Genomic DNA, 22483 nt, shown 5'->3' with positions numbered 1-22483 from the left:
CGCCCAGCCTCCGTGTATCAGAACACGGATTGCTACATGTTCGCGACACGGGAAAATACACTCAAACGTACCTCTGGGTAATCAGGATGTTTGTGCAGCCCGAGATTTTCCGGCATATTCAATATTATTGGCAATGGTCCACAGCCACAGGCCACCGCCTTCTTTACTCTCGTCATTGCTTCTTCAAGCATCCCCATCGACAGTAGTGCCCCTGTATATATGGCGTGAATGCCGGCGTCTTCTTTAGATTCTTTTGAAATAATTTCAAGAGCCCCGGCATGATCTCCGCACCGTGCAAGAATATATGAAATAGCACCGGACGCAAGCGCCCACGTTGCACGAGTTCGCGCAAAATGTCGTGCCGCATGTGCAATTTCAGGTTGCGGATCCTTCGTCGCCAATGTGCATAGCAAATATAAATAAGTTTGCACACTGTCTTTATGAGAAAGGTATGTGGCTCGAGCCAATGCGACAGCCTCGGCCACATCTCCACTGGCTAAAGCACCTGCACGAGCGAGTATTACCGCCAAATGCGGCGAGAAAGGGTTTAACTCAACTGCGGTGCGAAATACGGCTACGGCATCCGAATAAGCACCCTCAATGAGCAGGTGCAATCCATAATTCAAGTTTGCCGTGGCGTCGTCGGGAAACATGGCCAACGCCCTTTTATGCCGAAGGCGGGCTTCGTGAAAATCCCATTTGCAATCCAGCAAACGTCCTATTTGCGATTGCAAGCCAGGTGTTTGAGGCGCTATATCCTCAACCCATTCAAGCATCGTCAAGCCTTCATCTATTACAGATCGCTTTACGTCAGCACCATAGTTTATTTTACTCACTGCGCACTGTGCAAAAAGTAATTTAGCAGCCACGTAATCGGGTGCGCTTGCAATTGTGTTTCGTAAAACCAGTTCAGCTCGATCAATCGCTTCCAGGGAGCGTTGCTCAAGCAATTGCCGGGCGTACGTACACGCTTCAATCAGTGCAGGATCAACTTTTTCGGGATCCAATGGGCGAGCATGGATAGTTGATCGCGAAACGACCGGGGCGCTTGCCATCACCTCTTCAGGCACAATCGTTAATCGATATCCGCCCTTATAAAATGAATCTATATGAGCTAATTTAAACGGCGCCAACGAGTGTCGAAGTCTGGTTATGCAACGAGCAAGGCCACCGTCTGACATGCGTCCTGCCCATATATTCTTAGAAAACTCCGCTTTGGAAACCACATTCGGCCACGCCTCAAGCAACAAGCGGAATGCGCCGCGTTCTTTTGGTGACAGAAAAAGAAAAGCGTCTTTAAAGAAAACAAAGCCATCCTGATCAACTATAAATCCGGCGACGTGTGGACTAATTTCTGAGGTCGCATGTAATTTGATATTCATTTTTACTACTTCAACAACTTATTTTAATTTTGTATTTATCGAAAATAGCACCCTACTCGCCTAATCGTTTTCACAGCGGCTTTCGGGTCAATGTTTTTGACTTCATTAAAAGATTCTGCAACCCGAACCGCAGGCATTCTCTTACTTAGCCGTTTGACGGTATGAATGGCTTCAGCCATTCCGCGATCTGCGGTCGGTACATTGCATGCAAACCGTCGCTAAAGCTGAGAACCCGCAACTCGAAGCGCGCCGCCAGCGCGGTCAACGCCTCCAGCGTATAGAAGGAAATATGGCCGTTGCGAGGCGCGCAATACCACCAGTTGTGCAAGCCTCCATCAACCGCTTGTGGTGTACAGAGCAAAGTGCTGAACAGCACCGCGCCATCAGGGCTGAGGAATCTGTTGATGTCCTTGACGAGGGCTATCGGGTCCTGCACGTGTTCGAATACTTCGAAGCAAGTCACCATGTTGAACTGTCGATCAGGACGCCGGGTGGAGGAGAACGGATCGAAGCTGGCAACGGAGTCAAAGCCGTTTTGTTCGAGAATTTCAGTCATCAAGCCCATGCCTGAACCATAGTCGAGCAAGCTGGTCCGCTCCCTAACGCTCCCCATGTTGTGCATGATTAGATCAGCATTGGAGCGTGGCCTGGCGCCAAGGTAATCCGGATCATGGCGGACGTAGTCGTCGTTGTAAATGTGCGTAGCAAAATCTTCGGCGCTCCAGTTGTCGAGCGCCCGGGTGAAGGTGAAGCCGCAAGCACCGCAGCGGTAAAAGTACACCGGCCAGCCCGCATAGGGATCAACCTTCTTACCCGCATGTACATCCGCGCCGCATCTGGAAAAATCAACCACGCCAACCAGCGTTGAAGTCTGAGCACAACATTTGCACGAGGTGATTTCTGGAACTTTATTGCATGCGTAAGGATTATGATTCATAGGGGAGTGAAATGTGAAAAGACGGCCATTGGGAACGCCATCCCTGGATGGTCATCCTGGTAAACTCTTGTACTTTGACGAGGATTGCTGAGTTGAGCCCCTGAGAAAATTACCCCATCATTGAAGAAAAAAGCATTCCGCTCGCGACAATCTTGACTAGCCTCGTACATATGATGTCACCCAGTTTCACAACAGCCTCTTAATAGCCATTCCAGACGATTGGGAGTATTTGTCCATGGTCGAATTAGACTCTGCTCCAAAATTTCTATCACTGCCAACCTGACTTGTCGTCTTTTACAAGCAATGCCGCGCTCATTTCAGCAATCGTTGGCTGCCAATCTCCCAGCGTGGTTTGGCGGTACAGGCGCATAGAGGAATACCAAGGTGTGAAGCGCAGCCAGTCGCACCATCGATAATCACACGCCTGCGATAACAACAGCCAGACAGGACGATTACGCGCACCAGCCAGATGCGCAGGTGCTGAATCAATCGAAATGAGCAAGTCGAGATGTTCCAACACATGTGCGGCATCTTCGAACGAACGCAGATGTGCTCCCAGGTCGACAACCTTATAACGCTCCATCAAGGCGCTTTCCTGTTCGTTCAGATCGCCCACTTGCATTGAGAAAAACTCTACGGATGCCGTCGCCAGCAGTGGCTCCAATACGCCTAAGTCCAAGGATCGGAACGGCTCGTGACGCACCGTGGTTTCGCTGCGCCATACCAGTCCGATCTTTTGTCTGCCCTCCGTTTTTGTATGCAATTTTTCTTGAATGATGTCCGGCAGTTGATAGCCGCTTGATAGCGCCAGATATTCCTTCGCAAAATTTGGAAAATATGGGCTCTTTTGATAACGGGTAAATAATGCGAAGGGCCACGTGATGAAATCACAATCGCGCATCAGGTCATGCGTGTTGTCAACGATGATGATGGGAAGCCCGCTATTTTCCAACAGGCCGTGAAGTGCTCGCGGCGCCTGGCAATAAATAACCGTAGCCCCCTCTTGCCGCAGATTTTCCATGTATCGAGAAAATTGCAGCAGATCGCCGATACCCCCTTCGCCGGCGACCAAAATACTTTTGCCTGCCACCGATTGATCGCAGAGAACCTTATCCTTGTATGGCAAAAACCAGCTATTGTCCCGGTTGAATGAGATCAGTCGCGTCCAAACTTCACACCATTCAGGCTCATGAAGTGACTTTTGCAGCAAATGAGCTTCATGATATTTTCCCAGACGGTATTTCACAAACGCTAATTCCAATTTGATCTGGTAGTAGGTTTCCGGGTTGGATTCCAACAACGGCAGCACATCTCGCAGCACAACTTCGGCCTGCTCGAACATGCCGAGACAGCTTATGTCGTAGCCAAGCTGGGCGCGACATAGAGGCGTGTCTGCTCTTGCCAGCCATTTATTGGCAAGAACGATGGCTTCATCAACTTTTCGAGCACTGCGCAATTTACGGATAAGTTCCAGCGCGGTGTCAAAATTAGTCTCGCTTTGATAAGCAATGTAAGCGGTAACCAGATCCTGAGTACTCATATTTTTGTGGCTGCAAGGACTCGTTTGTAAAAACGGGCAATCAACCTAAATTCCCCAATTGGCCCTGTATCTCAGCACTAATCTACTAATGACAACCAGTGTAAAGTCGAAACGTCAGTCTCGGAACTGATTTCTTCATTGATAGGAGCCTGGGCGAAACTTGAGTTATAAACTTCCCGATTGGTTTTCCTTAATGCCTTCCGCACTGCACTTACTTTTCTGCAGTTCCCGAAATCAGCGATCTTTTTTATTGCGCCATATAGCTCGTCGTCATCGGCCATATCTTCAACGAGTTGCTGCCAGATGCCACTTTCATTCCAACGCTTAAAGCGCATATAAACGGTATTCCATTTCCCGAATTTCGAGGGCAACTTGCTCCATAATACGCCCGTCCCTCCCAGCACATACCACAGTACTGCATCGATAAATAGACGGTTGTCGCGTCCGCTAGCCCCCGAATCGCCCTGCCTACCTAACAGTAACGGCTCTAGTCTTCTCCATTGATCGTCTCGAAGAACCATGATGAACTCCAATACTAATTTACATATCTAAAAAATCGCCGCATTAAAGTCATGAATGCTTCTTTGCGGCGACACTTCCAATGCCATTCAATTTTTCAAATAATTGTGCTTTAATAAATTCAAAGAACAACTTTCGATCATGATCAGCCCCACACCTGCATTATTACGGTGGGGCATCCATGACAAGCTTCAAAGCGTCAAGACTGACGTCCTGATCACCATGAAAATCCAACGCCGGCGTTAATCAACGTATGGCTGGCAGATGTTGTGCTTACGCCCAATTTGATGACGGTGTTTTGATTCACCCGAGCACTTGCACCAATCGCAAGCGCCGTGTATCCGGCGTAACTTCCCATCCCCGCACCCAACGCGAATGTCTTGCCATAATCTACTTGTGGTATGCCGGCCAGCGCTCCCGCCATCGCCACCCCGCTGTAGGCGATACGTTGAACATTGCCGACCTGATTTTGAACGTTAGTCAATTGCGAGACATTCACAGCATCGGTCGGATTGACGCCAGCGGCCACGTTAGTGATACGACGCTCACTGCCAGGAGCACCTACAGACACCGTATTGTCCTGATCGGCTATGGAACCGGCACCCAGCGCTACGGAATTGGTGCCGGTTGCTTGCGCCCCTGCCCCCATCGCCACAGAGTTATTGCCGGCGGCAAGCGAGTTATAGCCGATTGCCACGGTAGGATCGCCGGTCGCCTGGGCGTTATAACCGAGCGCCACAGCACCAGCCGAGGAGGCCAACGCGCGGAAACCAACCGCAGTGGTATTGGTAGCGGTCGCTTGCGCGTTGGAGCCAAGCGCTGTGGCGCCATCTTTTGTCGCTTGCGCGCACAGGCCTGTTCCAGTTGCATCAATGCCGCTGACGGTAGTACAGGTTGAAGGGGTAACCGTCTTCACGACAGCACCACTGGTGCCGAGGGTCTGGACTGTGCCGTCGCCGTTGGAACCACCCATGATGGTTCCACCCAGCATGGCGCCATTCGCGGCAGCAGCATTCGACGCATCCGCCAGTGGCTTCAGCGCTGCATTTCCAGCCACCGCAGCCACCAGGCCAGTTGACAGAGAGCCAATTTGACTTAGCCCCGTCGACAAGGACAACAATCCCGTCGACAACGACGCCACGTTGCTGTTGGTGCTGCTCAAACCGGTGGACAACGAAGAAATACCACTTGCAGCAGTGCTGAAGCCAGTTGAAGTTGCTGTGGACAGCGATGACATATTACTGTTGGTATTACTCAAACCAGTCGACAGCGATGTCACGTTGCTGTTAGTCGTGCTCAAGCCGGTCGACAAGGAAGCGATGCCGCTTGTCGCCGTACTCAGGCCGCTCGAAGTCGATGTCGACAGAGACGATAACTGACTGAAATTGACCGCATCTGTTGGCTTCACACCAGCCGCAACGTTAGTCAACGTCACCGGTGTAGTCGCGCCGACTCCACCCAATGTAACGCTGGTGTGACCAGGATTGTCGTACTGAACTGAATTTGCAACACCAGTAGACAAGGAAGCGAACCCCGTTGATGTCGACGTCGACAATGAAGTCAAATTGCTATTCGTTGTGTTCAGGCCAGTGGACAAGGAACCGATATTGCTGGCGTTGGTGCTGATGCCGGTCGAGGCAGAAGTCGACAACGAGGTCACGTTGCTGTTGGTCGTGCTCAGGCCAGTGGACAGCGAACCAATGTTGCTGGCGTTGGTGCTGATCCCTGTCGACGTCGACGTCGACAGGGAAATCACATTGCTATTGGTGGTGCTCAAACCAGTCGACAGCGAACCGATGTTACTGGCGTTCGTGCTGATCCCTGTCGACGCCGAAGTCGACAACGAGGTCACGTTGCTGTTCGTTGTACTCAGACCTGTCGACAGCGAACCGATATTGCTGGCGTTAGTGCTGATGCCGGTCGAAGTCGATGTCGACAGCGATGTCACGTTGCTGTTGGTGGTGCTCAAGCCAGTGGACAAGGAACCGATATTGCTGGCGTTGGTGCTGATCCCTGTCGAGGTCGACGTCGACAACGACGTTACGTTGCTGTTGGTGGTGCTCAAGCCAGTCGACAACGAACCGATGTTGCTGGCGTTGGTGCTGATGCCGGTCGAGGTCGACGTGGACAACGACGTCACATTGCTGTTGGTCGTGCTCAGGCCGGTCGACAACGAACCGATATTGCTGGCGTTGGTGCTGATGCCGGTCGAGGTCGACGTGGACAACGACGTCACATTGCTGTTGGTCGTGCTCAGGCCGGTCGACAGCGAACCGATGTTGCTGGCGTTGGTGCTGATTCCGGTCGAGGTCGACGTGGACAACGACGTCACATTGCTGTTGGTCGTGCTCAGGCCGGTCGACAGCGAACCAATGTTACTGGCGTTCGTGCTGATCCCTGTCGACGTCGAAGTCGACAACGAGGTCACGTTGCTGTTGGTCGTGCTCAAGCCTGTTGACAAGGAACCGATGTTGCTGGCATTCGTGCTGATGCCAGTCGAGGCGGACGTCGACAGCGAGGTCACGTTGTTATTGGTCGTGCTCAGGCCCGTGGACAACGAACCGATGTTGCTGGCGTTCGTGCTGATGCCTGTCGATGTCGACGTAGACAACGACGTCACATTGCTATTGGTCGTGCTCAGGCCGGTCGACAACGAACCGATGTTGCTGGCGTTGGTGCTGATGCCGGTCGAAGCCGATGTCGACAGCGACGTCACGTTGCTGTTGGTCGTGCTCAAGCCGGTGGACAGCGAACCAATGTTGCTGGCGTTGGTGCTGATACCGGTTGAGGTCGAGGTCGACAGTGAGGTCACGTTGCTGTTGGTCGTGCTCAAGCCGGTGGACAGCGAACCAATGTTGCTGGCGTTGGTGCTGATCCCCGTCGAGGTGGACGTCGACAGCGAGATCACATTGCTGTTGGTTGTGCTCAGACCGGTCGACAACGAACCAATATTGCTGGCGTTCGTGCTGATGCCTGTCGATGTTGAGGTCGACAGCGACGTCACGTTGCTGTTGGTCGTGCTCAAGCCAGTTGACAACGAGCCGATATTGCTGGCATTGGTGCTGATCCCTGTCGATGTTGAGGTCGACAGCGATGTCACGTTGCTGTTGGTGGTGCTCAGACCTGTCGACAGCGAACCGATATTGCTGGCGTTGGTGCTGATCCCTGTCGAGGTCGAAGTCGACAGCGAGGTCACGTTGCTATTGGTGGTGCTCAAGCCAGTGGACAGCGAGCCAATGTTGCTGGCGTTGGTGCTGATCCCTGTTGATGTCGACGTCGACAGCGAACCAATGTTGCTAGCGTTGGTGCTGATGCCGGTCGAAGCCGATGTCGACAGCGATGTCACATTACTGTTGGTGGTGCTCAGGCCGGTCGATAAGGAGCCGATGTTGCTGGCGTTGGTGCTGATGCCGGTCGAGGTCGAGGTCGACAACGACGTCACGTTGCTGTTGGTCGTGCTCAGACCGGTGGACAAGGAACCGATATTGCTGGCGTTGGTGCTAATCCCTGTCGAGGTTGACGTCGACAGCGAGGTCACATTGCTGTTGGTGGTGCTCAAACCAGTCGACAGCGAACCAATGTTGCTAGCGTTGGTGCTGATCCCTGTCGAGGTCGAAGTCGACAACGACGTCACGTTGCTGTTGGTCGTGCTCAATCCTGTCGACAGCGAACCGATATTGCTGGCGTTGGTGCTGATCCCTGTTGATGTCGACGTCGACAGCGAACCAATATTGCTGGCGTTGGTGCTGATGCCAGTCGAGGCGGACGTCGACAAGGACGTCACATTGCTGTTGGTGGTGCTCAAGCCAGTCGACAACGAGCCGATATTGCTGGCGTTGGTGCTGATCCCTGTTGATGCTGAAGTCGACAGCGACGTCACATTGCTATTGGTGGTGCTCAGACCAGTCAACAAGGAACCGATGTTGCTGGCGTTGGTGCTGATGCCAGTTGACGTAGACGTCGACAGCGAATCAATGTTGCTGGCGTTGGTACTGATCCCTGTCGAGGTCGATGTCGACAGCGAGGTCACGTTACTGTTGGTGGTGCTCAGGCCCGTCGACAACGAACCAATGTTGCTGGCGTTGGTGCTGATGCCGGTCGATGCCGACGTCGACAGCGACGTCACATTGCTATTCGTTGTGTTCAGGCCGGTGGACAGCGAGCCGATATTGCTGGCGTTGGTGCTGATGCCCGTCGAGGTCGATGTCGACAGCGAAGTCACGTTACTGTTGGTGGTGCTCAGGCCAGTCGACAAGGAGCCGATATTGCTGGCATTGGTGCTGATACCGGTCGAAGTTGATGTCGACAGCGACGTCACATTGCTGTTGGTGGTGCTCAGACCTGTCGACAGCGAGCCGATGTTGCTGGCGTTCGTGCTGATGCCGGTCGAGGCAGAAGTCGACAGCGAGCTCACATTACTATTGGTCGTGCTCAGACCAGTCGACAACGAACCGATGTTGCTGGCGTTGGTACTGATCCCGGTCGAGGTTGACGTCGAGAGCGACGTCACATTGCTGTTGGTCGTGCTCAAGCCAGTGGACAAGGAACCGATGTTGCTGGCGTTGGTGCTGATTCCTGTCGAGGTTGACGTCGACAGCGAGGTCACATTGCTGTTAGTCGTGCTCAGGCCAGTCGACAACGAGCCGATGTTGCTGGCGTTGGTGCTAATCCCTGTCGAGGTCGAGGTCGACAGCGAAGTCACATTGCTGTTGGTCGTGCTCAGACCCGTCGACAGCGAACCAATGTTACTGGCGTTGGTGCTGATGCCGGTCGAGGTCGAGGTCGACAGCGAGGTCACGTTGCTGTTGGTCGTGCTCAGGCCAGTGGACAACGAACCGATGTTGCTGGCGTTGGTGCTGATCCCTGTCGAGGTTGACGTCGAGAGCGACGTCACATTGCTGTTGGTCGTGCTCAAGCCAGTGGACAGCGAGCCGATATTGCTGGCGTTCGTGCTGATGCCGGTCGAGGCAGAAGTCGACAGCGAGCTCACATTACTATTGGTCGTGCTCAGACCAGTCGACAGCGAACCGATGTTGCTGGCGTTAGTGCTGATGCCGGTAGAAGTCGAGGTCGAGAGCGATGTCACATTGCTATTGGTCGTACTCAGGCCGGTCGACAACGAGCCGATATTGCTGGCGTTGGTGCTAATGCCGGTCGAGGTCGAGGTCGACAACGAAGTCACATTGCTGTTCGTGGTGCTCAGGCCGGTCGACAACGAGCCGATGTTGCTGGCGTTGGTGCTAATCCCTGTCGAAGTCGATGTCGACAGCGAAGTCACATTGCTGTTGGTCGTGCTCAAACCAGTCGACAAGGAGCCGATGTTGCTGGCGTTGGTGCTGATACCAGTCGAGGTCGAGGTCGACAGCGAAGTCACATTGCTGTTGGTCGTGCTCAGACCCGTCGACAGCGAACCGATGTTGCTGGCGTTCGTGCTGATACCTGTCGAGGCAGAAGTCGACAACGACGTCACATTGCTATTGGTCGTGCTCAGGCCAGTCGACAAGGAACCGATATTGCTGGCGTTGGTGCTGATGCCGGTCGATGTTGACGTCGACAACGACGTCACATTGCTATTGGCCGTGCTCAGACCGGTCGACAGCGAACCGATATTGCTGGCGTTGGTGCTGATGCCGGTCGATGCCGAAGTCGACAGCGAGGCTACGTTGCTGTTTGTTGTGCTCAGGCCAGTGGACAACGAGCCGATGTTGCTGGCGTTAGTGCTGATCCCTGTCGAGGTCGACGTCGACAACGAAGTCACGTTGCTGTTGGTGGTGCTCAACCCCGTTGACAAGGAGCCAATGTTGCTGGCGTTGGTGCTGATCCCGGTCGATGCCGAGGTCGACAGCGACGTCACGTTGCTATTGGTCGTGCTCAGGCCCGTTGAAAGCGAAGTGATACCAGTCGAAGTCGAAGTCGACAACGACGTCACATTGCTATTGGTCGTGCTCAGCCCCGTTGACAGCGAAGTGATACCAGTCGAAGCCGAGGTCGACAACGACGTCACATTGCTGTTGGTCGTGCTCAGACCCGTTGACAGCGAAGTAATACCAGTCGAAGCCGAAGTCGACAGCGAGGTCACATTGCTATTGGTGGCGCTCAAACCAGTGGACAACGAGGTAATGCCCGTCGACGCCGAGGTTGACAGCGACGTCACATTGCTATTGGTCGTGCTCAAGCCAGTAGATAACGAAGTGATGCCAGTCGAAGCCGATGTCGACAGCGAGGTCACATTGCTATTGGTGGCGCTCAAACCAGTGGACAACGAGGTAATGCCCGTCGACGCTGAGGTCGACAACGAGGTCACATTGCTGTTGGTCGTGCTCAGCCCCGTCGACAACGAACCGATGTTGCTAGCGTTGGTGCTGATGCCGCTCGATGTCGAAGTCGATAGCGAGGTTAGTTGGCCAAAATTCACTCCGTCAGTTGCTACCGTGCCGGCGGCGACATTAGTAAGCTTATTTCCTGCCAGACTTGCTCCGCCGTTAAACGTCGCAAGACCACTACTGGAAAATGTCCCGGTCACAGCCGTGTTGCCTTTTAAATTTATACCTGCCGGGCCATAAAGTGTGATGGCTCCAGTAATAGTACTCGTCGTACCAGTCCCCGATTGACCAACCTGCAGATACGCAGTTGTTCCAGTGCCATTTCCACCGGGAGCCTCTGATAAGATCACCCCTGTTGCCGTGGATGCACAAGCCCCTTCACCGACATTAGCTGCCCCGGCGGTCCAGCCGCTACTAACACCCCAGAGTTGCCAAACATTACCGCCGTTTCCTGGGCAATTCGCCATGTAGCCAGCCCACGCCGTATCCGTCAAAATACCTAAAAGAAAGATAGCCGCAATATTTCTAGCTATGACCTTCACAGAAAAATTCCGCTCCACCGCTTCAGATATTTTGCTGGATTGCGACACCGAAATATTACTCTTGCCCTTGCCCCCACTTTTTGCAAATTCACCCACCACGCAATAGTCGCCCGTGATTTTGCTCCAGATAACCCGATAGATCTTGTTCATTTTTACACTCCCGCGATACGCGCAATAAGATTGAAATTCAGACTCAGCCAGCCATGAGAAATGGTGTTTTTGCTGCCGGTAAATTGGTCCAATTTCCTCTATCAACGCTCAAGAAATTGAACCTGCGACACGACGCTTACGGAGCTCCAAGGAATTATTCCCAGGTGAATCGCCCATCGACGGCGCTATGAATGGTTGGAAGTGTAGAGGGGATTTTTAGAAAAAATACACTACTGGACAATGCTTAACCAAATGGTCAACAAGCCGCCAACATTCGTTGCTTTGCTGTTTGCGACCGTCAAAATTTCGCCAACATTCAGTCAGCATTTGTTGCTTTAAATTTACACATTATTGCCGCAGTGACATCTAACTTCACATTGCGCCTACTGAGGAATTGGGAGAAAAACAAAGGAAGAGACGCTGTCGCTGCAGTTTAAATAGCCCAGGAGAAACAACGCCGCACACCTGCATCAGCCGAAATACCTCGTGGCCGCGATGAACCAGATCTGGAGCATGAGTTTCGTCGCGGATGCTCGGTTCGACGGACGATGCCCGATGGCAATGACTGTCGTTGACAATCAATTACAAACGCGAATACCTGGCGATCGAGGTCGGACAAAGTTAAAGGGAGAAGATGTCATCAATGCATTGAATCGCATCGCTGCGCAGCGCGGCTTGCCGGCAACGATCAAGGCCGACAACGGTAGCGCATTCATTTCCAAGGTGATGGACCGATGGCGTATGAACGTGGTGTTGAGCTAGACTTCAGCCACCAGGCACGTCGACCGACAACGCACAGATCGAAAGCTTTAACGGACGGTTCCGTTGGGAGTGCCTGAATACGCATTGGTTTCTGTCGCTTGACGACGTCAGCGACAAGATTGAAGAATGGCGTCAGGACTGTAATGAAAGCCACCCTCACTCTGCATTACAATGGGCGACGCCGGCAGAATTCACCGTCAGGCAAGGAAAAGCACCATGTCTGACGGGGCAATGGAGTCGGAAATTTCTACTAAAAGCTGAGACGGATTCAACCGATCAGTTTCGCCCGTGCGACTTCTCGGTTCAGTATTAATTTAAGGAACAGGTCAATCACGTTGATTTTTCCGATTCGCCCTCCACATCTGCTAGCAAATCATTTCGTCCCTATATGCAGCAATTGTCTGCATGAATGCCTGCAATTCTGGCATCGTGCAAATCCCCTGCTAAACGACGCCAGACGCCACTTCCATTCGATCGCTTGAAGCGCATATAAACGATGTTCTATTTCCCAAACCTAGCAGACAATTTGCGCCAAGCACATTGCTCAACCACTCGCCATAGCACTGCATCGATAAATAGATGCTTGTTACGACCATGAGTCCTACAGCCCTCCCCCTTTTCCCGCCAGGAGTGGTTCCAGCTTTTCACACTGCTTTCCTTGAAGAATTCCGATCATTCTCCAAGGTTGAACTAACTAAATTGATTTCAAACGATTACCTCGACTCAAAAATAACCGTTAGTCGAACTAGTAGCGTTTGCTTGAAAATGTGAATATCGCTGTGCGTAAAATACGTGCGGGCATGGGAGATCACACCCGCACAGATATGCTTCCAATAGAAATTTTTATTTCCACTTGAAACCGAAACCAACGTTGACGCCTACGCCACCGCTGGTAGTCGTACTAATACCGCCGCCCCAGGCACTGTTGCCGCTCTTGCTGACAGCCTTGAACTGCAGAGCCACCGAACTATAGCCTTGGTAGGAGCCAAGACCGACGCCAACACCTTTGTCACCGGCCTCCAGCGTCGGCATGACCGCACCTGACATCGCCATGCTCATGGCAATACCCGAATAAGCGATGCGTTGAACATTGCCGACCTGATTTTGAACGTTAGTCAATTGCGAGACATTCACTGCATCGGTCGGATTGACGCCAGCGGCCACGTTGGTGATACGGCGCTCACTGCCAGGAGCACCTACAGACACCGTATTGTCCTGATCGGCTACGGAACCGGCACCCAGCGCTACGGAATTGGTGCCGGTTGCTTGCGCTCCTGCCCCCATCGCCACAGAGTTATTGCCGGCGGCAAGCGAGTTATAGCCGATTGCCACGGTAGGATCGCCGGTGGCCTGGGCGTTATAACCGAGCGCCACAGCACCCGCCGAGGAGGCCAACGCGCGGAAACCAACCGCAGTGGTATTGGTAGCGGTCGCTTGCGCGTTGGAGCCAAGCGCTGTGGCGCCATCTTTAGTCGCTTGCGCGCACAGGCCTGTTCCAGTTGCATCAATGCCGCTGACGGTGGTACAGGTTGAAGGGGTAACCGTCTTCACGACAGCACCACTGGTGCCGAGGGTCTGGACTGTGCCGTCGCCGTTGGAACCACCCATGATGGTTCCACCCAGCATGGCGCCATTCGCGGCAGCAGCATTCGACGCATCCGCCAACGGCTTCAGCGCTGCATTTCCAGCCACCGCAGCCACCAGGCCAGTTGACAGAGAGCCAATTTGACTTAGCCCCGTCGACAAGGACAACAATCCCGTCGACAACGACGCCACGTTGCTGTTGGTGCTGCTCAAACCGGTGGACAACGAAGAAATACCACTTGCAGCAGTGCTGAAGCCAGTTGAAGTTGCTGTGGACAGCGATGACATATTACTGTTGGTATTACTCAAACCAGTCGACAGCGATGTCACGTTGCTGTTAGTCGTGCTCAGGCCGGTCGACAAGGAAGCGATGCCGCTTGTCGCCGTACTCAGGCCGCTCGAAGTCGATGTCGACAGAGACGATAACTGACTGAAATTGACCGCATCTGTTGGCTTCACGCCAGCCGCAACGTTAGTCAACGTCACCGGTGTAGTCGCGCCCACTCCGCCCAATGTAACGCTGGTGTGACCAGGATTATCGTACTGAACTGAATTTGCAACACCAGTAGACAAGGAAGCGAACCCCGTTGATGTCGACGTCGACAATGAAGTCAAATTGCTATTCGTTGCGTTCAGGCCAGTGGACAAGGAACCGATATTGCTGGCGTTGGTGCTGATGCCGGTCGAGGTCGAGGTCGACAACGACGTCACGTTGCTGTTGGTCGTGCTCAGACCGGTGGACAAGGAACCGATATTGCTGGCGTTGGTGCTAATCCCTGTTGATGTCGAAGTCGACAGCGAACCAATGTTGCTAGCGTTGGTGCTGATCCCTGTCGAGGTAGAAGTCGACAACGACGTCACGTTGCTGTTGGTCGTGCTCAATCCAGTCGACAGCGAGCCGATATTGCTGGCGTTGGTGCTGATCCCTGTTGATGTCGACGTCGACAGCGAACCAATATTGCTGGCGTTGGTGCTGATGCCAGTCGAGGCGGACGTCGACAGCGACGTCACATTGCTATTGGTCGTGCTCAAACCAGTCGACAGCGAACCAATGTTGCTGGCGTTGGTGCTGATGCCTGTCGATGCCGAGGTCGACAGCGACGTCACATTGCTATTGGTCGTGCTCAGGCCAGTCGACAGCGAACCAATGTTGCTGGCGTTCGTGCTGATCCCTGTTGATGTCGAAGTCGACAGCGAAGTCACATTGCTATTGGTTGTGCTCAAACCAGTCGACAGCGAACCGATATTGCTGGCGTTGGTGCTGATGCCGGTCGATGCTGAAGTCGACAACGACGTCACGTTGCTGTTGGTCGTGCTCAGGCCAGTCGACAGCGAACCAATGTTACTGGCGTTCGTGCTGATCCCTGTTGATGTTGAAGTCGACAACGAGGTCACGTTGCTGTTGGTCGTGCTCAGGCCAGTCGACAAGGAACCGATGTTGCTGGCGTTGGTGCTGATGCCTGTCGAGGTCGAGGTCGACAGCGAAGCCACGCTGCTATTGGTCGTGCTCAGGCCAGTCGACAACGAGCCGATATTGCTGGCGTTGGTGCTGATGCCGGTCGAGGTCGACGTCGACAGCGAGGTCACGTTACTGTTGGTGGTGCTCAAGCCAGTCGACAACGAACCGATGTTGCTGGCGTTGGTGCTGATCCCTGTCGAGGCAGAAGTCGACAGCGAAGTCACATTGCTATTGGTCGTGCTCAGACCAGTCGACAGCGAACCGATGTTACTGGCGTTGGTGCTGATGCCTGTCGAGGCAGAAGTCGACAGTGAAGTCACGTTGCTATTGGTCGTGCTCAGGCCAGTTGACAACGAGCCGATATTGCTGGCGTTAGTGCTGATCCCTGTCGATGTCGACGTCGACAACGAAGTCGCGTTGCTGTTGGTGGTGCTCAGGCCAGTCGACAAGGAGCCAATGTTGCTGGCGTTGGTGCTGATCCCTGTCGAGGCCGAGGTCGACAGGAAAGTCACGTTGCTGTTGGTGGTGCTCAAGCCAGTCGACAGCGAACCGATGTTGCTGGCGTTGGTGCTGATGCCGGTTGAGGTCGAGGTCGACAACGAGGTCACGTTGCTGTTGGTGGTGCTCAGCCCCGTCGACAGCGAACCGATGTTGCTGGCGTTGGTACTGATACCTGTCGAGGTCGATGTCGAGAGCGAGCTAATGCTGCTGGTGTTGGTGCTGATCCCTGTCGAGGTCGAGGTCGACAACGATGTCACATTGCTATTGATCGTACTCAGGCCAGTGGACAAGGAACCGATATTGCTGGCGTTGGTGCTGATGCCGGTCGAGGTCGACGTCGACAAGGACGTCACATTGCTATTGGTGGTGCTCAGGCCAGTCGACAAGGAACCGATATTGCTGGCGTTGGTGCTGATGCCGGTCGATGTTGACGTCGACAACGACGTCACATTGCTGTTGGTCGTGCTCAAGCCTGTTGACAGCGAACCAATGTTGCTGGCGTTGGTGCTAATCCCTGTCGACGTTGACGTCGACAGCGAGGTCACATTGCTGTTAGTCGTGCTCAGGCCAGTCGACAACGAGCCGATATTGCTGGCGTTGGTGCTGATGCCGGTCGAGGTCGACGTCGACAAGGACGTCACATTGCTATTGGTGGTGCTCAGGCCAGTCGACAAGGAACCGATATTGCTGGCGTTGGTGCTGATGCCGGTCGATGTTGACGTCGACAACGACGTCACATTGCTGTTGGTCGTGCTCAAGCCTGTTGACAGCGAACCAATGTTGCTGGCGTTGGTGCTAATCCCTGTCGACGTTGACGTCGACAGCGAGGTCACATTGCTGTTAGTCGTGCTCAGGCCAGTCGACAACGAGCCGATATTGCTGGCGTTGGTGCTGATGCCGGTCGAGGTCGAGGTCGACAGCGAGGTCACGTTACTGTTGGTGGTGCTCAAGCCAGTCGACAACGAACCGATGTTGCTGGCGTTCGTGCTGATCCCGGTCGAGGTCGAAGTCGACAGCGAACCAATGTTACTGGCATTGGTGCTGATCCCCGTCGAGGTCGAGGTCGACAGCGAAGTCACATTGCTGTTGGTCGTGCTCAGACCCGTCGACAGCGAACCGATGTTGCTGGCGTTCGTGCTGATACCTGTCGACGTTGAAGTCGACAGCGACGTCACATTGCTGTTGGTCGTGCTTAGGCCAGTCGACAGCGAACCGATGTTGCTGGCGTTCGTGCTGATCCCGGTCGAGGTCGAAGTCGACAGCGAACCAATGTTACTGGCATTGGTGCTGATCCCCGTCGAGGTCGAGGTCGACAGCGAAGTCACATTGCTGTTGGTCGTGCTCAGACCCGTCGACAGCGAACCGATGTTGCTGGCGTTCGTGCTGATACCTGTCGACGTTGAAGTCGACAGCGACGTCACATTGCTGTTGGTCGTGCTTAGGCCAGTCGACAGCGAACCGATGTTGCTGGCGTTGGTGCTGATCCCTGTCGAGGTGGACGTCGACAGCGAGGTCACATTGCTGTTGGTTGTGCTCAGACCGGTCGACAACGAACCAATATTGCTGGCGTTCGTGCTGATGCCTGTCGATGTCGAGGTCGACAGCGAAGTCACGTTGCTGTTGGTCGTGCTCAAGCCAGTTGACAACGAACCGATATTGCTGGCATTGGTGCTGATCCCTGTCGATGTTGAGGTCGACAGCGAAGTCACGTTGCTGTTGGTCGTGCTCAAGCCAGTTGACAACGAGCCGATATTGCTGGCATTGGTGCTGATCCCTGTCGAGGTTGAGGTCGACAGCGATGTCACGTTGCTGTTGGTGGTGCTCAGACCCGTCGACAGCGAACCGATGTTGCTGGCATTCGTGCTGATGCCTGTCGAGGTCGACGTGGACAACGACGTCACATTGCTGTTGGTCGTGCTCAGGCCGGTCGACAGCGAGCCGATGTTGCTGGCGTTGGTACTGATCCCCGTCGAGGTGGACGTCGACAGCGAGATCACATTGCTGTTGGTTGTGCTCAGACCGGTCGACAACGAACCAATATTGCTGGCGTTCGTGCTGATGCCTGTCGATGTCGAGGTCGACAGCGAAGTCACGTTGCTGTTGGTCGTGCTCAAGCCAGTTGACAACGAACCGATATTGCTGGCATTGGTGCTGATCCCTGTCGATGTTGAGGTCGACAACGACGTCACATTGCTGTTGGTCGTGCTCAAGCCAGTTGACAACGAACCGATATTGCTGGCATTGGTGCTGATCCCTGTCGATGTCGAGGTCGACAACGAAGTCACATTGCTGTTGGTCGTGCTCAAGCCTGTTGACAGCGAACCAATGTTGCTGGCGTTGGTGCTAATCCCTGTCGACGTTGACGTCGACAGCGAGGTCACATTGCTGTTAGTCGTGCTCAGGCCAGTCGACAACGAGCCGATATTGCTGGCGTTGGTGCTGATCCCCGTCGAGGTCGAGGTCGACAGCGAAGTCACATTGCTGTTGGTCGTGCTCAGACCCGTCGACAGCGAACCGATGTTGCTGGCGTTCGTGCTGATACCTGTCGACGTTGAAGTCGACAGCGACGTCACATTGCTGTTGGTCGTGCTTAGGCCAGTCGACAGCGAACCGATGTTGCTGGCGTTGGTGCTGATCCCTGTCGAGGTGGACGTCGACAGCGAGGTCACATTGCTGTTGGTTGTGCTCAGACCGGTCGACAACGAACCAATATTGCTGGCGTTCGTGCTGATGCCTGTCGATGTCGAGGTCGACAGCGAAGTCACGTTGCTGTTGGTCGTGCTCAAGCCAGTTGACAACGAACCGATATTGCTGGCATTGGTGCTGATCCCTGTCGATGTTGAGGTCGACAGCGAAGTCACGTTGCTGTTGGTCGTGCTCAAGCCAGTTGACAACGAACCGATATTGCTGGCATTGGTGCTGATCCCTGTCGAGGTTGAGGTCGACAGCGATGTCACGTTGCTGTTGGTGGTGCTCAGACCCGTCGACAGCGAACCGATGTTGCTGGCATTCGTGCTGATGCCTGTCGAGGTCGACGTGGACAACGACGTCACATTGCTGTTGGTCGTGCTCAGGCCGGTCGACAGCGAGCCGATGTTGCTGGCGTTGGTACTGATCCCCGTCGAGGTGGACGTCGACAGCGAGATCACATTGCTGTTGGTTGTGCTCAGACCGGTCGACAACGAACCAATATTGCTGGCGTTCGTGCTGATGCCTGTCGATGTCGAGGTCGACAGCGAAGTCACGTTGCTGTTGGTCGTGCTCAAGCCAGTTGACAACGAACCGATATTGCTGGCATTGGTGCTGATCCCTGTCGATGTTGAGGTCGACAACGACGTCACATTGCTGTTGGTCGTGCTCAAGCCAGTTGACAACGAACCGATATTGCTGGCATTGGTGCTAATCCCTGTCGAGGTCGAGGTCGACAGCGAAGTCACATTGCTGTTGGTCGTGCTCAGACCCGTCGACAGCGAACCAATGTTACTGGCGTTGGTGCTGATGCCGGTCGAGGTCGAGGTCGACAGCGAGGTCACGTTGCTGTTGGTCGTGCTCAGGCCAGTGGACAACGAACCGATATTGCTGGCGTTGGTGCTGATGCCGGTCGAGGTCGAGGTCGACAACGAAGTCACATTGCTGTTCGTGGTGCTCAGTCCAGTCGACAGCGAACCGATGTTACTGGCGTTGGTGCTGATGCCTGTCGAGGCAGAAGTCGACAGTGAAGTCACGTTGCTATTGGTCGTGCTCAGGCCAGTTGACAACGAGCCGATATTGCTGGCGTTAGTGCTGATCCCTGTCGATGTCGACGTCGACAACGAAGTCACGTTGCTGTTGGTGGTGCTCAGGCCAGTCGACAAGGAGCCAATGTTGCTGGCGTTGATGCTGATACCTGTCGAGGCAGAAGTCGACAGCGATGTCACATTGCTATTGGTCGTACTCAGGCCGGTCGACAACGAACCGATATTGCTGGCGTTAGTGCTGATACCTGTCGACGTTGAAGTCGACAGCGAAGTCACGTTGCTGTTGGTCGTGCTCAGGCCAGTGGACAACGAACCGATGTTGCTGGCGTTCGTGCTGATGCCCGTCGAGGTCGAGGTCGACAACGACGCCACGTTGCTGTTGGTTGTGCTCAGACCCGTCGACAGCGAACCGATGTTGCTGGCGTTGGTGCTGATGCCGGTCGAAGTCGAAGTCGACAGCGACGTCACGTTGTTGTTGGTGGTGCTCAGGCCAGTGGACAGCGAGCCAATGTTGCTGGCATTGGTGCTGATCCCTGTCGATGTCGACGTCGACAGCGACGTCACGTTGCTGTTGGTCGTGCTCAAGCCGGTCGATAAGGAGCCGATGTTGCTGGCGTTGGTGCTAATCCCTGTCGAGGTCGACGTCGACAACGACGTTACGTTGCTGTTGGTGGTGCTCAAACCAGTCGACAGCGAACCAATATTGCTGGCGTTGGTGCTGATGCCTGTCGAGGTCGAGGTCGACAACGAGGTCACGTTGCTGTTGGTCGTGCTCAATCCTGTCGACAACGAGCCGATGTTGCTGGCGTTGGTACTGATCCCGGTCGAGGCTGACGTCGACAGCGAAGTCACATTACTGTTGGTCGTGCTTAGGCCAGTCGACAGCGAACCGATGTTGCTGGCGTTAGTGCTGATGCCGGTCGAGGCAGAAGTCGACAGCGAGGTCACATTGCTATTGGTCGTACTCAGGCCGGTGGACAAGGAACCAATGTTGCTGGCGTTGGTGCTGATCCCTGTCGAGGTTGACGTCGACAGCGACGTCACATTGCTGTTGGTCGTGCTTAAGCCGGTCGACAAGGAACCGATGTTGCTGGCGTTCGTGCTGATGCCGGTCGAGGCCGACGTCGACAACGACGTCACATTACTATTAACCGAACTCAGGCCCGTTGACAGCAAAGCGATCCCGGTCGAGGCAGAGGTCGACAACGACGTCACATTGCTGTTGGTGGTGCTCAGACCGGTGGACAAGGAACCGATATTGCTGGCATTGGTACTGATGCCTGTCGAGGCTGAAGTCGACAACGACGTCACATTGCTGTTGGTCGTGCTCAAACCAGTCGACAAGGATCCGATGTTGCTGGCGTTGGTGCTGATCCCGGTCGAGGCTGAAGTCGACAGCGACGTCACATTGCTGTTGGTCGTGCTCAGGCCAGTGGACAACGAACCAATGTTGCTGGCGTTGGTACTGATCCCTGTCGAGGTCGAGGTCGACAGCGACGTCACATTGCTGTTGGTCGTGCTTAAGCCGGTCGACAACGAACCGATATTGCTGGCGTTGGTGCTGATCCCTGTCGAGGTCGAGGTCGACAACGAGGTCACGTTGCTGTTGGTGGTGCTCAGACCTGTCGACAGCGAGCCGATGTTGCTGGCGTTGGTGCTGATCCCGGTCGAGGCTGACGTCGACAGCGAGGTCACATTGCTGTTGGTCGTGCTCAGACCTGTCGACAGCGAACCGATGTTGCTGGCGTTGGTACTGATCCCGGTCGACGTGGACGTCGACAACGACGTCACATTACTATTAACCGAACTCAGGCCCGTTGACAGCAAAGCGATCCCGGTCGAGGCCGAGGTCGACAACGAAGTCACATTGCTGTTGGTCGTGCTCAACCCCGTTAACAACGAGCCGATGTTACTGGCGTTGGTGCTGATCCCGGTCGAGGTCGACGTCGACAGCGAACCAATGTTGCTGGCGTTGGTACTGATCCCTGTCGAGGTCGAGGTCGACAACGAGGTCACGTTGCTGTTGGTCGTGCTCAGGCCAGTCGACAACGAGCCGATGTTGCTGGCGTTGGTGCTGATCCCGGTCGACGTGGACGTCGACAACGACGTCACATTACTATTAACCGAACTCAGGCCCGTTGACAGCAAAGCGATCCCGGTCGAGGCCGAGGTCGACAACGAAGTCACATTGCTGTTGGTCGTGCTCAAGCCACTGGACAACGAAGTGATACCCGTCGAGGCCGAGGTAGATAACGAAGCCACGTTGCTATTGGTCGTACTCAAGCCCGTCGACAACGAGGTGATGCCAGTCGAGGCCGAGGTAGATAACGAAGTCAAGTTGCTATTGGTGGTGCTCAATCCCGTGGACAACGAAGTGATGCCGGTCGAAGCCGAGGTCGACAAGGACGTCACGCTGCTATTGGTGGTACTCAAGCCAGTGGACAACGACGTGATGCCGGTCGAGGCAGATGTCGACAACGAAGTCACATTGCTATTGGTCGTGCTCAAGCCAGTCGACAACGAAGTGATGCCGGTCGACGCCGAGGTCGACAGCGAACCGATTTTGCTGGCGTTGGTGCTGATACCAGTCGAGGCCGAAGTCGACAAGGAAGTCACGTTGCTATTGGTGGTACTCAAGCTAGTGGACAACGACGTGATGCCGGTCGAGGCAGATGTCGACAACGAGGTCACATTACTATTGGTCGTGCTCAGGCCAGTCGAAGTTGAAGTCGATAGCGAGGTTAGTTGGCTAAAATTCACTCCGTCAGTTGCTACCGTACCGGCGGCGACATTTGTAAGCTTATTTCCTGCGAGACTGGCACCGCTGGAAAACGTCGCAAGACCACTGCTGGAAAATGTCCCGGTTACAGCTGTGTTGCCTTTAAAATTTATGCCAGAAGGACCATAAAGCGTAATCACACCTGTGGCATTATTGCCTGTGGCACCAATCCACATATAAGCATCAGAACCAGCTATTCCGCCGTTACCGTTCGTCGCTTCTGAAATAATTACCCCAGTACCAGAGCCGCAATTTCCTTCAGTGCCGC

General features: G+C 54.3%; 5 protein-coding genes and 3 pseudogenes. 1 reads left to right on the top strand and 7 read right to left on the bottom strand.

What is annotated here, in order from left to right:
• Positions 1 to 32: 32 nt before the first annotated feature.
• The 6 genes and pseudogenes from LT85_RS10540 to LT85_RS27515 all read right to left on the bottom strand — a co-directional run.
• The gene (locus tag LT85_RS10540; protein WP_038488315.1) at positions 33 to 1382 is read right to left on the bottom strand and encodes a tetratricopeptide repeat protein; all 1350 of its coding nucleotides are present in this window, start codon (positions 1380 to 1382) and stop codon (positions 33 to 35) included.
• 145 nt (positions 1383 to 1527) lie between these two features.
• Positions 1528 to 2319, bottom strand: coding sequence for a class I SAM-dependent methyltransferase (locus LT85_RS10535; protein WP_052135047.1), 792 nt, complete (start codon positions 2317 to 2319; stop codon positions 1528 to 1530).
• A 268-nt stretch (positions 2320 to 2587) separates the two neighbouring features.
• Positions 2588 to 3859, bottom strand: coding sequence for a hypothetical protein (locus tag LT85_RS10530; RefSeq protein WP_038488313.1), 1272 nt, complete (start codon positions 3857 to 3859; stop codon positions 2588 to 2590).
• Positions 3860 to 3936: 77 nt separating this feature from the next.
• Positions 3937 to 4380: a transposase gene (locus LT85_RS25385; protein WP_052135046.1), complete on the bottom strand. Its 444-nt coding sequence runs from the start codon at positions 4378 to 4380 to the stop codon at positions 3937 to 3939.
• A 215-nt stretch (positions 4381 to 4595) separates the two neighbouring features.
• Positions 4596 to 10856 (bottom strand): annotated as a pseudogene (locus tag LT85_RS27670) (YadA-like family protein); the annotation flags it as partial.
• Positions 10857 to 11297: 441 nt separating this feature from the next.
• A pseudogene (locus tag LT85_RS27515) lies at positions 11298 to 11393 on the bottom strand (ESPR domain-containing protein); the annotation flags it as partial.
• A 441-nt stretch (positions 11394 to 11834) separates the two neighbouring features.
• Between LT85_RS27515 and LT85_RS27140 the strand changes: the two are divergent.
• Positions 11835 to 12348, top strand: a pseudogene (locus LT85_RS27140) (transposase); the annotation flags it as partial.
• 650 nt (positions 12349 to 12998) lie between these two features.
• On the opposite strand, the gene LT85_RS27665 reads toward LT85_RS27140, so the two are convergent.
• A complete protein-coding gene (locus LT85_RS27665; protein ID WP_437177297.1) occupies positions 12999 to 21848 on the bottom strand; it encodes a YadA-like family protein in 8850 nt (2949 codons plus the stop codon).
• Positions 21849 to 22483: the final 635 nt, after the last annotated feature.

This window comes from Collimonas arenae, from assembly GCF_000786695.1.
Lineage (GTDB): Bacteria > Pseudomonadota > Gammaproteobacteria > Burkholderiales > Burkholderiaceae_D > Collimonas > Collimonas arenae_A.
The sequence above is the reverse complement of the archived record's forward strand: the minus strand, read 5'-3'. Positions and strand labels throughout refer to the sequence as shown.